The sequence below is a fragment of the Streptomyces sp. NPDC054047 genome (genome assembly GCF_055585065.1).
Map to the genome: position 1 here is coordinate 591917 of NZ_JBVJKV010000004.1, position 13735 is coordinate 605651.

At 70.1% G+C, this 13735-nt stretch carries 11 protein-coding genes; 5 read left to right on the forward strand and 6 right to left on the reverse strand.

Annotated elements, in window-relative coordinates:
* Positions 1-39 precede the first annotated feature (39 nt).
* From ACZ6ZP_RS19495 to ACZ6ZP_RS19505, 3 genes are read left to right on the forward strand one after another with little or no spacing between them, the layout of a single operon-like run.
* A complete protein-coding gene (locus ACZ6ZP_RS19495; RefSeq protein ID WP_469407655.1) occupies positions 40-3069 on the forward strand; it encodes a hypothetical protein in 3030 nt (1009 codons plus the stop codon).
* A complete protein-coding gene (locus ACZ6ZP_RS19500) occupies positions 3069-4733 on the forward strand; it encodes a hypothetical protein (protein WP_469407656.1) in 1665 nt (554 codons plus the stop codon). The genes ACZ6ZP_RS19495 and ACZ6ZP_RS19500 overlap by 1 nt, the downstream gene beginning before the upstream one ends.
* Positions 4730-5737, forward strand: coding sequence for a hypothetical protein (locus ACZ6ZP_RS19505; protein ID WP_366465101.1), 1008 nt, complete (start codon positions 4730-4732; stop codon positions 5735-5737). The genes ACZ6ZP_RS19500 and ACZ6ZP_RS19505 overlap by 4 nt, the downstream gene beginning before the upstream one ends.
* A 44-nt stretch (positions 5738-5781) precedes the next feature.
* On the opposite strand, the gene ACZ6ZP_RS19510 is transcribed toward ACZ6ZP_RS19505, so the two are convergent.
* Positions 5782-5985, reverse strand: a complete 204-nt coding sequence (locus ACZ6ZP_RS19510) for a response regulator transcription factor (protein ID WP_469407657.1) — start codon at positions 5983-5985, stop codon at positions 5782-5784.
* A 404-nt stretch (positions 5986-6389) separates the two neighbouring features.
* A complete protein-coding gene (locus tag ACZ6ZP_RS19515) occupies positions 6390-6767 on the reverse strand; it encodes a DUF6233 domain-containing protein (protein WP_469407658.1) in 378 nt (125 codons plus the stop codon).
* A gap of 589 nt (positions 6768-7356) precedes the next feature.
* On the opposite strand from ACZ6ZP_RS19515, the gene ACZ6ZP_RS19520 reads away from it, so the two are divergent.
* Positions 7357-7563, forward strand: coding sequence for a DUF1737 domain-containing protein (locus tag ACZ6ZP_RS19520; RefSeq protein ID WP_469407660.1), 207 nt, complete (start codon positions 7357-7359; stop codon positions 7561-7563).
* Positions 7564-8099: 536 nt separating this feature from the next.
* On the opposite strand, the gene ACZ6ZP_RS19525 is transcribed toward ACZ6ZP_RS19520, so the two are convergent.
* The 3 genes from ACZ6ZP_RS19525 to ACZ6ZP_RS19535 form a co-directional block, all read right to left on the reverse strand.
* Complete coding sequence (locus tag ACZ6ZP_RS19525; RefSeq protein ID WP_469407661.1) at positions 8100-9617, reverse strand: hypothetical protein; 1518 nt, start codon at positions 9615-9617, stop codon at positions 8100-8102.
* Between the two features lie 536 nt (positions 9618-10153).
* Positions 10154-10345: a DUF4236 domain-containing protein gene (locus tag ACZ6ZP_RS19530; RefSeq protein WP_190086019.1), complete on the reverse strand. Its 192-nt coding sequence runs from the start codon at positions 10343-10345 to the stop codon at positions 10154-10156.
* A gap of 686 nt (positions 10346-11031) precedes the next feature.
* Positions 11032-11412 (reverse strand): hypothetical protein, encoded by a 381-nt coding sequence (locus ACZ6ZP_RS19535; RefSeq protein ID WP_351172605.1) that lies wholly within the window; start codon positions 11410-11412, stop codon positions 11032-11034.
* 655 nt (positions 11413-12067) lie between these two features.
* Between ACZ6ZP_RS19535 and ACZ6ZP_RS19540 the strand changes: the two genes are divergently transcribed.
* Positions 12068-12595, forward strand: coding sequence for a hypothetical protein (locus ACZ6ZP_RS19540; protein ID WP_469407662.1), 528 nt, complete (start codon positions 12068-12070; stop codon positions 12593-12595).
* A gap of 120 nt (positions 12596-12715) precedes the next feature.
* Here ACZ6ZP_RS19540 and ACZ6ZP_RS19545 read toward each other — a convergent pair whose 3' ends face one another.
* A complete protein-coding gene (locus ACZ6ZP_RS19545; RefSeq protein ID WP_383825673.1) occupies positions 12716-13474 on the reverse strand; it encodes a hypothetical protein in 759 nt (252 codons plus the stop codon).
* Positions 13475-13735 lie beyond the last annotated feature (261 nt).

Consider the following 13735-nt stretch of genomic DNA (forward strand, 5'->3'; position numbering starts at 1 on the left):
GTCCTGCGCAGTCCGTCCGCGCGACCGGTGAGGTGTGTCATGGCCCTGGACCAGGAACCCCTGTTCGACTTCATGGTGGTGCGGGCTCCCGAGTCCGTCGACGTGGCCGTGCGGCGCCGCCGCCACGTCCACGACGAGGCGATCGTCTTCAAGGACCAGGGCGTCGTCGCCTTCGAGCCCGAGGACCTGCACACGCCGACGAGCAAATCCGAGCCGGGCAGGGTCGTCTTCCGCCGGGTCTTCTGCGACCCGGCCGGCGACGACGACACGATGGCCACCCGCATCGCCGACCTGCTGCACGAACTCGTCAAGAACCTGCCCCGGTACGGGACATGCGGCGACGGCGGCACGAAGGTGCTGCCCTTCGAGCAGCTCGACCGGCGCACCTACGTCAAGGACGGCGACCAGTACGTCCTGCTGCCCGACCGCCCCGAGGACGTCCCCGGCAACCATCCGCTGCTCGCCGTACTGCACCGCGCGGCCACCGTCGCGCGGGAGGAAGGGGCGGACACCCGGAAATGGGACCCCGCCCGGTTCGCCCAGCGGATCGAGACCGCGCTCGGCGCCCCGGCCGGCGGACTCAAGAGCCTCGTCCTGACGAAGGACGGCGCCCACAGCGAGCCGTACCGCACGGCCCGCCGCGCCCTGTTCGACGCCCTCTACCTGCTGTACATGATGCGCCGCAGGGTCACGGTCAACCTGGAGCACATCATCGACGGACTGCGCGTCCTGCACCTGGCCGAGGCCCTCGTCATCGACGGGATCTACGCGGCGGTGCGCGGCGGCACGGCGCCCGGCGCGGGGGAGAAGGCGCTGCTCACCGCCCTCGCCGCCTTCCACCCCGGACTGCGCGGCTGGACCGGTGCCACGGCGGTCCCCGGGCTGCCGCTCGTGGCCACCCGCGACGACCTCACCGCCTACCTCGAGGCCGCACCGGTCGTCCACCCGGTCTTCGCCCAGCTCTTCCGCTACACCCGCCCCTTCAACGACGTGAAACCGATCGGCGTCGGCGACCTGAAGGTCGTACGGCAGTGGCTGACCGCCTACGTCCCCGGCGAGATCTCCCACATCCACAACGTGATGCTCGGCGAACGCAAACTGCGCGACCACCGGCGCCTGGAGAAGAACGAGGAGACCTACTCCTTCGGCGACACCAGCACCGAGGAACACACGCGGGACACCCAGTCGACCACCCGCCACGAGGTGAAACAGGAAGCGGAACAGGTCGTCAAGACGGCCCTCGGCGTCACCGCCAACGCCAGCGTCAGCTACAACGGCGGCACCGTCGTCGCCTCACTCGGCGGCGGATTCTCGTACAACCGCTCCTCCGACGCCACCCAGAAGGCGGCGCACAACTTCGCGCGCGAGATCGTCGACAAGGCGGTGGACCGGGTCACGACCCAGACCACGTCCCAGCGCTCCTCCACGCGGCAGTGGGAGACGGAGGAGAAGAACCGGCAGGAGTTCAGCAACATCAGGGGCGAGGGGCACGTCTCCGGGATCTACCGCTGGGTCGACAAGGAGTACACGGCGCAGGTCTACACGTACGGCAAGCGCCTCATGTTCGAGTTCCTGGTGCCCGAACCGGCCGCGTTCTGGGCCGAGTCGAAGCTGCGCTCCCACACCGACGGACTCGTCCTGCCCGAGCCGCCGGTGCCGCCCGTCCTCGAAAAGCCCCGGATCGACTTCGCGCCGGGCGACATCGACGAGGCGAAGTTCCGCGAACTGCGCCGCGATCACGACCTGTCCGGCTTCACGTTCCCCACCGAGTGGCGCCAGGTGCCGATCCTCGTGAACGAGGGCAGCGACGGCTATCTCGCCGAGAAGGACATCCAGCGCGAGCACCTGTGGCACGGCAAGACCTACCAGTGCCGCATCGACGACGCCGCCATGTACCAGCTGACGGAACTGCGCCTTGACGGAAGCGTCGACTTCGAGGACCAGGGCGGCCGGCTGCTGCGCGTCACCGTCAACGGAGTGCAGTGCTACAACCAGGAGGGCGGCGGAACCGACGTCTGGTACTTCCCTGCCCACTACGAGAAGACCCCGCCTGCCCCGCAGGGCGGCCCGCTGCCGCTGCACTCCGACACCGTCACGCTCGGCCTCGCCTTCCGCTGGGTGCAGAGCTACGGGCTGTTCGTCTCGGCCACGCTGCACCTCCGCGCCGACGCCCTGCTCGACTGGCAGCACAAGGTGCGCGACGTCGTCTTCAGCGCCGAACGCAAACGCGTCGACGCCCTCAACCAGCGGCGCACCCAGGAGTACGAGGCGGCCCTCACCCAGTACCAGGAGGAACTCGACCAGCTCAAGGCGCTCACCGTGCGCGACGTCCTGCAGGGCGGTTCGAGCGAGGCGAATCGGCTCGTCATGGACGAGGAGCTGAAGAAGCACTGCCTGACGCTGATCACCAAGGAGTTCGACTCCGACGACGCGGACGACCTGCTCCAGATCGACGCCATGCTTACCCGCACCACCGACATGGAGTGGACCCGCTTCGCCCTGCCCGAGCAGCCCGGCGGCAAGCCGCCCGCGCGGGCCCGGTTCACGCACGAGCGCGACCAGGGCGTCGTCGTCCCCGCGATCGACATCGGCGCGGCGCGCGACAAGGGCACCATCGTCCAGTTCCTGGAGCAGGCCTTCGAGTGGCACCACATCTCGTACCTCTGCTACCCGTACTTCTGGGCCGAACTGCCGCGCTGGGTCGAGCTGATGAACCAGGGCGACGACGCCGACCGGGACTTCACCGCGTTCCTGCGGGCGGGCATGGCACGGGTCCTGGTCGCCGTCACCCCCGCCTACGAGGAGGCGGCGCTGCACTACCTGGCCACCCGCGAGGCATGGACCGGCGGCCCGGCCCCCGTCATCGGCGATCCGCTGTTCCTGCCACTCCACGAGGAACTGCGCAAACAGACCGACGACCGGCTCGGCGGCGCCCCGGACGGCAAGCCGTGGACCTTCACCGTGCCCACGACGCTGGTGTACCTGCACGGAAGCGCGGACGGCCTGCCCGATGTTGAGGCGGAGCGCGCGGAACGCGAACGAGAGCCGCGGGAGACGGGGACCGGCTGATGCAGAACGTCATGATCACGGCGCGCGCCGCGGCGGGCGCGGGGCCGCCCGCCGTGCCCGTCACCGACCTCCCGGCGACGCCCGAGGAGGAGCCCGAACTCGGCGCGCTCGACGCCTGGTGGCGCCGGCACGTGCTCGCCCCGCACACCGTCGCGCAGGCGCTGTTCCTGACCACGATGGCCGACCCGACGGCCGACCCGACGGCCGCCCCGACGGCCGACCCGACGGTCGAACACCTCGGCAGGCAGCGGCCCTTCCTCGTGCGCTTCGGCGCCGACCACCTCGACGACCTGGCCACCGCCTACGCGAACCTCGGCTGGGACGCCGTGGCGCTGGTCGAGCCGCGGATGAGGGAACTGGGCCTGCCGGACGGGCTGGTGCGGTTCCACCGGCTCACCCGTCGCGTCCTGGAGCTGATGATCGGGCAGGCCCTGGTCCGCGTCGAACGGCGCGCCACCGCGTACGCCAAGACGGCCTGGGCGGACGCACGTCGCACGCTTGTCGGCCACAAGGCCGACTTCCGGCCACCGTACGAGGGCTGGCGGACAGTGGGCATCCGGTTCGTGCGGAAGGCGGCCCAGGACGCCGTCCTCGAACACGGCCACACCTATCTCGTCGCGCTCGAGGAGGCCCGGCGACTCGGCGAGAAGATGGCCGACCGCGACCGGAAGGACCCGCCCAGGACCCGCGTCCCCGGCAGCGGCGCCGCCCTGTGGTACCAGACGTACGCGGACGCCCAGGAGGTGGAACTCGACGTCATGCATGGCGCGTTGAGAGAGGTTCACGCGGCGTGTCCGGCCGCGCTGCTGGTTCTCGACGACCTGCCCGACACGCTGCGCACCAGCCCGAAGGACCCGCATCTTCCGTACACGGTGGCCGCTCAGATCTCGGTGCGCCTGGACGGGCTCATCGCCGAACTCGACCGGCTGACCCACGCAGCGGAACACCGTGCCCCGGACACGGAATGGATCACCTTCGAGGCTCCCCGTACCGACGAGCGCGCCGACCGGGGCATCACCCACGTCGAGGCGCGCACCCTCGACATCGTCCTGGCCAAGGGCAGCGAGGAGCTCGGCGTCCTCGCCAATCCCTACCTGCTCGCCGACTTCGCGGTACGGGACGACCGGGCCGGCCCCTGGGACCGCATCGTGCTGCGCCGCTACCGGGCAGGACTCGACGCCCGGCTGAAGGAACAGGCCAGGGACCGGGCGGCCTGGGCGGCGTTCTGGGACGTGCTGGCCCGGGTAGCGGCCGCCCTGTCGCTGCTCGCGCTCGGCGCCCTGGTGCCCGGCGCCCCGCTGGCCCTCGCGGCGGGCCTCGGCCTGCTGGGCCACGCCGCCGTCCTCCTCGGCATCGTGATGCTCCTGCTGCACGAGATCCTGGGCACCCTGGCCACGGCGGGCACGGTGGAGGCCCAGGCCCGCGCCCGCCTGTTCCGCCTCGGCCGCGACGACCCCGGCGCGCTGCGCGAGGTCGGCGCCCTGGTGGCCCGCAGCGAGGCGCTGCGCCGCGGCCTCGGTGAGGGGCTGCTCACCGTGCTGTTCCGGATCGGCCTGGCCCGCTTCAAGATCCTGGCCGCCGCTCTGGAGGCCGACGACACCCTCGGCGACCTGGAGACACTGTTCGGGCCCGCACCGGTTCCGGAAGGGGCCGAGACGCCGTGAGCACCCTGGGTACGAAGACTGGTTCGGGCCGCCCCCGCGCCTACTCGCCGATGATCGTGAGCAAGCTGGCGGTGGCGGAGGTCCTGCACGACGCCCAGGTGAGCGTCCCCAAGAAGCCAGACGTGGTGGGCGGTGTGAAGGGGCGGCGCATCGAGCCGGCCTGGCGCCGCAACCCGCAGCGCACCGCGGCGCTGCGCGAGGCGGTCGCCCGGCACGTCTCGGCCGAATGGGAGCTGGGCCGCGGCGGCTTCGACCACTTCGACCGCCAGCTCCAGCGGGCCCTGGCCCTCCTGGGCGACGAGAAGGTCACGGCGAGTGCCCTGCTCGGCGAGTACCTGGAGATCGCCTTCCCCGATCTGAAGGAGGTCCGTGTCGTCCTCGGCTTCGCCGACCACGCGCTGCTGCGCCTGGCCAACACCTCGGTGACGGGCGGCAAGGCCGACTTCACCGACAGCCGCGGACAGGCGGTCAAGGTGGCCAAGCCCTTCACCACCGTGACCGAGGTGCGCGACGTGTGGATCAAAGAACCGCACCAGGAGAAGGGACGGAAGTACTTCGACCACGGCCGCCTCTACGGGAACGGCGACGGACGCAAGCTGCCGGCCTGCCACGAGTTCAAGTCCGAGGTGACCGGCCGCAGGGACCTCAAGGAACAGATCACCGAGCTGTACAACCGGATCCTGAAGGCCGGAACCGTCCCCGGATCGGTGATCACGTACTGGGAGATGGACCCCAAGACCGGAGTCGAGACCTTCCGGTCCACACCGGTGGCGGACCTCGTCATGATGAGGGACACCGCGGGCCCCTTCGACCGGGTGGGCCTACGGGCCGACACCAAGCAGTTCTCCGCCAGGCCTGCTCTGGACAAGAACAAGAAGCCGTACCTGGCTGTGACCGTGGCCCTCAACTCCACCAAGATCCTCAGAGTTCTGGAGACCTGGCTCGCGGACCCGAGGTGGCAGCGGACGGGGTGGGCGCATCCGTCACAGACCCGGCGCCCTTAACCCGGCCACCCGGGCCGGCGGCCCCGAACGGTCACGCGCCCCGCCTACGCGCCGAGCGTCGCGGCGAGCGCCGCCCGCGAGCGGATGCTCAACTTCGCGTACACGCGGCCCAGATGATGCTCAATCGTCTTCGCGCTCAGCAGCAGCTCGCGCGCGATCTCCCGGTTCGTCAGCCCCGCCGCGGTCGGCCGGGACACCGCGCGCTCCTGCGGCGTGAGCACGGCCGCCGCCGACGCGGCCGGATCCACGCCCACCGCCCGGCGCACCAGCCCGCACCCCGTTAGCTCGCCCTCGCGGCGCCGTGCGTACGGCACCGCGCAACATCATCGAGACCGGCACGGACTCCTACCGCCTCGCCACCACCCGCGCCCGCGCCGAGCAACAGGCCGCTGGCTGAGCGCTGAGCAGCGAGGAAATCCAAGGGTGCCATTCAAGGATTGTGTTGTGCGAGCAGGCGCTCAGCCGCAAGCCGACTTCATGCACAGCAGGATCAGCGAGCAGGCCCTCCGACGGTCCACAAGATCCGGAAGAAGTGGACGCCAACGAGGAGATGGTGCCACGGAAGCCGACAAAGTTGGCGCGGCCGTAGGCGCCTGGCCCGGTCGGTGCAACGCTGGATGCAGGAGCACTCATCACGGGAGCACCCATGGGCTTATTCGAGTTCATTGAGTGGCTGCTCGACCGCCCTGACACCGATGACGGCGAAGAGGACGAGCGTCGCGAGCACTACAAGTACATTTACGGCGTCTACCCGGAGGACGACCCCAATCCGCCTGAGGTGCCGCTGGTCTGACCACTCCAGCATGCCGAGCTCGGTGTCCGGTCGGCAGTGCGGGCACGCGGCGACCCGCTCGTGCAGGGCGCGGCGCGCCTGATCCACGGTGATCCCCTTCGCTCGCGGCGGCTTCGGCGTCATGGCGCAGTGCCCCGCATGCACGTACACCGCGGGGCGGGCCTGCTCGCCGCGGACCCGCTCGGCCTCGCGGCGTTCCGCGGCCTCGATCGCCTCGTCGAGCCGGTCGACCCACATGGCGTGCCCCGTCCGCAGGGTCCGGAGCCGGGGCAGGTCGGGCGCAGATCCTGTGCACTTCGCACGGCTGCTGCACGATGCGACCTCGGGGCCACTGCTTCGCACCGAACTGCCTCCCGCGAGCTTCGGAAGCCGCCCAGCGCGCGCCACAGCATCCGCCCGCCCTGCAGCCGGGGGGGCGGGGGGGGGCACAGGCTCACACGGAGGTGTCCGGAAGAAGGAGCGTCCCCTCGTGGCAGGGCCCACCGCGCAGCGGTGATGGGCCGCGGGTTCCGGTGGCTTCGTCACGGGTCACCGAAGTCGGCTCCGGCCGTATCTGCCGGTGCCAGCACCCGCCACGGCGGCGTAGAACACCTTGGGCGATGCGAAAGGGGCGCCGGCCGGGTGGAGTCCTGGGCCGTGGCGCGCAAGCATCCGACCCTCAGGCCCCCAGGCCTCCAGGCCCCAGGCCCCCAGGCCCGATTCCGTGGTCTCTTCCGTGCAGGGTGCCCTTGATCCGGTGTGTGGGTGGGCTGTTGCCCGCTGCTTTGGGTGGGTGTCTGCTGGCCCGCAGGCTCGGGGGGTGGGTGCGTCTGGGATTCTTCTCCTCATGAGCACACCACCTGATGGCCTGCCCCTCTACCGCGTTATAACCGGCCCGGACGACGCCCGGTTCTGTAGGCGTGTGAGCGAAGCGATGGACCTGGGCTATGAATTGCACGCAGGGCCGACCGTAACCTTCAACGGTGAGAGCGTCATCGTCGCGCAGGCGCTGGTCTGGCCGCACCGGTCGGGGGGATCTGGCACACAGCGGTAGCCAAGCGTCGTCCAGCCCCAGCCCCAGCCCCAGTCCCAGTCCCAGTCCCAGTCCCAGTCCCAGTCCCAGCCCCAGCCCCAGTCCCAGCCCGGGTAGTGGTGCGCCACCTCTGGTGAGGTGGCTTCACCCGGCTCTTTGGCCGACCATGCAGCGGCCGTTGCTCTGCGCGGAGCGAGCAGGGGGATTTCCGCGGGGTGCTGATCTGCAGTATCCCTGACGGCGTATCCGGTGGGGGCGGGGCAGTTCGCCTGCGTACGCATTCACGCGCCCGCCACGCCCCGGACCCGCCGGCCGTGCCCTGATGGCCCGTGAGTCTTAGTCCCCCTCGCGGCGATGCCGTCGGGCACTGCGCGGCGCGGGGCGGTGACCGTATCGGTCTGGGCGTGGTCGCGGGCAACAGGGACGGCGCCTTCGCGCTGGGGGAGCGGCACGGCAGGCAGGGGACCGTGCGCCCGGCGCCTGGAGGCTGGTCCGTCCGGTCTGAACCTCACAGGGGGTGGGGCTCGGACCGGGCGGCCGGCTGCGCGGGCGGGTGGTCAGCGCAGTGTGCTGCCGAACCGCGCCGCGGTGTGCGGGGCCCCGACGTCCTTGGGCCCGAAGGCGAGGGAACCGGTGGCCGTCAGGCCTGTGGCGGTGCCGCGCAGCGACCACAGGGCACCCGCCTGCGCGTTTTCCGACACGGAGGAAGCGGCGAGGTCGGCGTGGCCGTCACCGGTGACGTCGAGCAGCGCTGTCGCTTGCCCGAACGAGTCGTTGTTCTCCGCGACGCCCGGGGTGCCCGCCGTGTCCTGGTGGAAGGCCTGGGCCCCGGCGCCGGTGACGCCGTCGGCGCTGCCCCGTAGTAGGACGACCGCTCCCGCGTCGGTGACGGTGCCAACGTCCTCGCCCACGACACCCACCGCCACATCGGCGTATCCGTCGCCCGTCACATCGCCGACGGCCACCGACGTGCCGAAGAGGTCCCCCTCTTCCTCGACGCCCGGCACCCCCGGCATGTTCTGGTCGAGTTTCTGCCTCGCCTCCTTGAGGCCGTCGGGGGAACCGTAGGAGACGTAGGCCCTGGAGTTGTAGTCGCCGTCCAGCTGGTAGTCGGCGTCGCCGGTCACCAGGTCGTCGTAGCCGTCGCCGTTGATGTCGCCGATGGCCATCGCGCCGGACGAGCCGTGCGTGCGGCCGCGGGTGAAGCCGGTGGGCGAGCCGTACAGGACGCCGCTGCCCCACTCGCCGTCACCGGAGTAGCGGTCCATGGCGATGTCGGCGTACCCGTCGCCGTTGAGGTCACCGACGGCGTTGGGGACGACCGGGCCCGCCAGGCTTCTGGGGCCGTCCTCGCACTCCCGGTCGGCGCAGGTGGGGTCGGGGCGCTGCTCGCTGTCGTGGTCCCACTGCGAGGCGTCCATGAAGTCGAGGGTCTTGGCCGGGGTGCCGGTGCGCGCGATGGGGCCCTTCCACAGGCGAGCCTGCTGGGGGACCGGGTCGTCGCCGTGGTAGGGCACCCCGGCGAACAGGGCGAGGTCGCTAGTGCCGTCGCCGTCGAAGTCCCCGGCCGTCGGCGTCCGGCCGTAGGTGGTGATCTTGGTGGCGCCGGTCAGGCCGGAGGGGGAGCCCCACAGAATCACCGAGCCCGCGTCGGCGTACCTGCCACCGATGCCGATGACCAGGTCCGCGTAACCGTCGTGGTCCAGGTCGCCCTTGGTGAACGTGCTGCCGAAGGACTCCTTGGCTGTGGCCGCCCCGGGCACCCCGCTGGTGGAGCGGCTGACGACCTTCTTGCGGGCGGGGTCGAGTCCGTTTTTCGCCCCGTACGTCACCGCCACGTACCCGGCCTCGGCCTTGCCGGAGACCGTGCCGCCGGGGGCGCCGACGACGAGGTCGGCGTACCCGTCGCCGTTGAAGTCGTTTGAGGGCTTGGCCGCCGCGTCCGCGCGGCCCGTGCCGGCGGCGGCCTCGGCACTGCCCTGTCCGAGGGTGAGGGCCGACAGACCGCCGCCGGCGAGCAGGGACGCGGCGAGCAGGGGCATGGTGAGGCGGGCGGTGCGACTGGCGCGCGGCATACGACTTCCCTTGGTCAACGTGCGGCTGGGCCGACGAGTTGACCTTTTGGGGGTCCCGATGGTTGTACGGACGTTCCATCTCTGCGGGCTCTGGGCGGCCTGGGGCCGACTCGCCGGCGTCAGGACGTTGATCCTCTGGAAGGAGATTGAGTCTTCGTCCGGACAAGCCACAACATTGCGGCGGAGGTCAGGGCGCGACGTGGCACCACGCCGCCTACCGGGCCAACGCCCGCGGTCTGCCGTCCGCCCTCTTCGGGCCTGGCTTCGGCAGCAACGGATCGGTCAGCGGCCACAGTTGGTCGGAGACGGTCCATGGCCGCCACTGACGGATTCCCCTACCCACACCTGCGTGCAGACGGGGCCGGCAGTCTCATGATCAACAGTTCGTGGCAGAGCCCGTAAGCGCTCGGCCGGGGATTCCGGGCCGAGCGCTTGGGTGTGGGCGGCCGCAACAGGGCGCAGCGCAGTGCGTCGCGGGAGCAGACTTTCCGGGCGGGCCCCGGAGCCGGCTCAGGGGTTCTCTTCCTGCTGTCCTCCTACCGTCGCTTCGTTGTGCGGCGCCAGCCGAACGGGCCCGGCAGGTCCATGGAGGTGGTGCGGCGGCCGGTGCTGCTGTGGGTGCGGCGGGGGCCGTGGCGGCCGCCTGTGGTGAGGGACCACGAGCGCTTGTTGATGTTGAGCTGTACGCCGGGAAGTATCCGGAAGCTCTTGCGGAACGTGAGCGGCATAAAGTCCTCCTGATGTCCCTGTCCGAGTACCCGGACAGGGCCGCCCCTCACGTGCGCGGCGGCCCCCTTCCCATGCCCCCAGGTGATCGCTGAGGGTAAATCCCAAGCACGGGGGACCGGTTGGGAGGGGCGTGGCTGCTGGGGCTGGGGGAGACCGGTAAAGCTCACCCCCATGACGAAACCCGCCGTCCCGCGGCCTGGTGATGACATGGGCCGGTCCAGATGCTGTGCCCGGTGTGCCCGGCAGGCGCCGAGGCCGGGGTCACCGAGTCCCCCTTGAGCAGGCTGAAGCGGGTGACCTCAGATCGGGACGCGGGGCATGGGGTCCGCGAGGCCGTTGTGCCGGCCGCCGCAGTGCGTGCCACCGTGGGGCCGGCTGGGGGAGGACAGGTCGTCTTCTGGTGTCCCGGCGGCGACGTGTTCTGCCTTCGCCGTACGGGCCCGGGCGACAGTGCAGAGGCGATGGGCAATGCTCAGGCCGCCCCTGCACCGGGATCCGCCCGGACAACCGATGGCCCGGCGAGGACCTGCACGCGGGGTGGTATCGGTGGCTCCCCGGCGGGGCGTGCCGCGCGGTGCGGCAGGTGGCGCCGCTGTCGGGGATCTCCAGGTCCGCGGCCGGCCGCGCCCTGAGTCACCACGCACCGCCACCGGCCGTCTCGCGGAAATCCATCGCGCCTGCCTCTTCAGCAGGTCAGGCGGCGTTCGGCGCTTTCGTAGGAGGCGAGGTTGGAGTCGACGCCCACGACCGTCTTGTAGGTGTAGGTGCCAGAACCCGTGCAGTTCCAGTACGCCAACTTGGTGCCGCTTTCCAGCGGGGTCCAGTCCATCTCCTCCCAGCCGTACCAGCGGTGACGCTGCAGGGATATCGTGGCGTCCGTGCAGCCGCTGCGGGTCTTGCCGGCCTTGCCGATGATCTCGCTGATGCCCTTGTAGGGGGCGGAGATGCTGTAACAGTTCCGGTCCCAGTCCGAGGCGCTGGCCGGAGTGGCCGGCATCAACAGCGTGGCCGCGCAGGCCAGTGCGAGGGCGACGGACGACTTTCCGGCGAGACTGAGAGTGCTCATGACAAACGTTCCTGTCTGCGAAAACATGCGGGATGCAACCTACAAGAACACTCTTTCATCGTGTCCGAGACAAGATCAAGCCAGCGCCTCCACACCGTCAAACTCCGGCGATCTACGGCGACTTGGCGTCAACCGTACCCGCCAGTGAGGCACTTTCGACCTGCGGTTGAGGCGGCGTAGTGCAGGGTGAACACGGCTTGGCAAGGCCTGTGAAGCGGCTGGTCGAGCAGTGAAGTCATCTCCGGCCGGCCCGGGTCGATGAGGAGACGAGCGAGCGGCTGGACGGCGGCGGCGAACGCTGCGTCGGCCCGGGCGCTCTCCGCAACTCGACGCTGTGGTCGACAGCCGTGGTTCTGCCGTGATCCCTTTCCTCACGCCCTTGGACGGTATGTGGCATAGCGCGCGAGAGACAAGTGCTCTACGGCCTTTGATGGCGTATGGGCCGGAGGCAGTAGCGGAAGAACTGCACGGTCTCGCCGCCCTTCACGGCTAGGAGTGTCTCTCTGATCTTTGCGGATCAGGCCGCAGCGTCTGGTGCGTGCTCTCGGCGTGCGCCCGGATCGCCCTCGTGCTGGATGTGGGTGATTCGTAAGGGCCCACGTAGCGAACCACGCGTACTGGCGCTCGATCTCCGCTTGCGTTCTAATCCGCTGTCATGGACGGGAGCACGGCGACGGTCTTAGGGACGTTCATCGGGGCGCTGGGAGGGGTGAGTGGCGGATGGCTCACGGTGCTGAGCCAGTCTCGCCAGCAGCGCGCCGAACACGCACGCTGGCGAGACGAGGCCCGGAGGGACGCCTACAGCACCTACCTCAGCACCGCGAAGCAGCTCTCGGCGGCATTGTGGAAGATGTCCGACCTCCTCGGCGACGACGGCAGCGCCCCGGACGAGCGGCAGGCCGGCTTCGTCCGAGCGCACGATGCATGGACCGAGTTCAGCAGCGCTGCAGCCGCTGTATCTGTCGTGGGGCCCCGACCCGTAGCCGACGCCGCGGACATGTTCCGGCAGGCCATGTACGACTGGGACATGATCGGCTTGGCCTGGTACGAAGCCGCCGGCGCATCCGGACGCGAGCACCTCGAAGAGTTCAACGAGCGATTTCTGGCGGCCGCCAGAGCAAAGCGTCAGCCGGACAAGAACTTCCAGACCGCCGCACGCACAGCACTGAACACCGAGACCTAATCCGCCGTACCTTGTGTCGACGATCAAGGGTTTCGGGTCTGGCGCTGACCTTGTGACGCGGCGTGCTCGGGCGTACGTGCCTCGGTACGTGGACAGGGAGCACCGCGCGGTTCGGTGGGGTCAGTAGCGGTGGCCGGGCCAGTGCGGGTCCTGCCAGCGATCGAGACCGGTGACGCCGAGCAGCCGTATCCGGTGAAGAAGTTCCTCGGATACCCCGTGGGCACGGAGCCGGGCTGGAGCATGGCGGACAAGCCAGGCAGTCAGCTCCGCACGCATCTTCTCCTCGCTCTCCCAAGCGTCCCAGGGAAGTTGGTCACCGAGTAGGTCGTATTCCCAGTGCGCCGCCGCTTCGGCAAGGTGCTGGTCGGCCACGGGGCCACTCTGAGCTTCCCAGAGGCTGAGCCACGGGCTCAGCGTGGCAGACGCCTCCGCGCTCAGTATGAGGACGTCGTGCGCGGGTACGGCCGGATCCGGATCGGTGAGCGTGTGCGCCCACCAGGCGCCCAGGAACTCCCTGACCGCCGCGGCCTGCTCGGCCGGCCACTGCTGCCAGTGACCGAGAGCGAACGAAAGCCCGGCCCGGTCCGGGCCGAAGTGAGGCTCGATGAGGCCGCTGACGAGGGTCGTCGCGAACTGGGGCAGGATGCGGCGCAGTACAGATGCGTGGTCGCTCCAGTCGATGGCCTGCCATGTGCGCTGCAGGAGATCGTGGTCCAGCTCCCTGTCCGGCACCTTGAGCTGCGCGAGGTCTTCCCGGCTGCCCCAGTGACACTCGCAGTTGTGCTCGTCGGGGTGGGCGGTCATCCCGCGGAAAGTGGTGGCCAGACCGTCCAGCGCGGCGTCGAGGCGTAGTCGTGCGCGGGACTGATCGAGGTTCATCATGGGCGTTCACCTTCGGGGACTCCGGGCGTGTGAACCACCCGAAGATCGCTAACCTACCGGGTCGGGCCCCAAGGCGCCATCAGCATGACAACTGCCCGAATCCCACCGACGCACACTCGCCCGGGGACGGGTCACAAGATCAGCGACAGAGTCGAATAAGCTTGTTCTTTATGGTCTGAGGTCGAATTGGGCCTCGAACTAGGCCGTTGACCTAAGCGTTCGCCGGACGCTGGGACGGCCTTCGTCCGATCCTGTGCT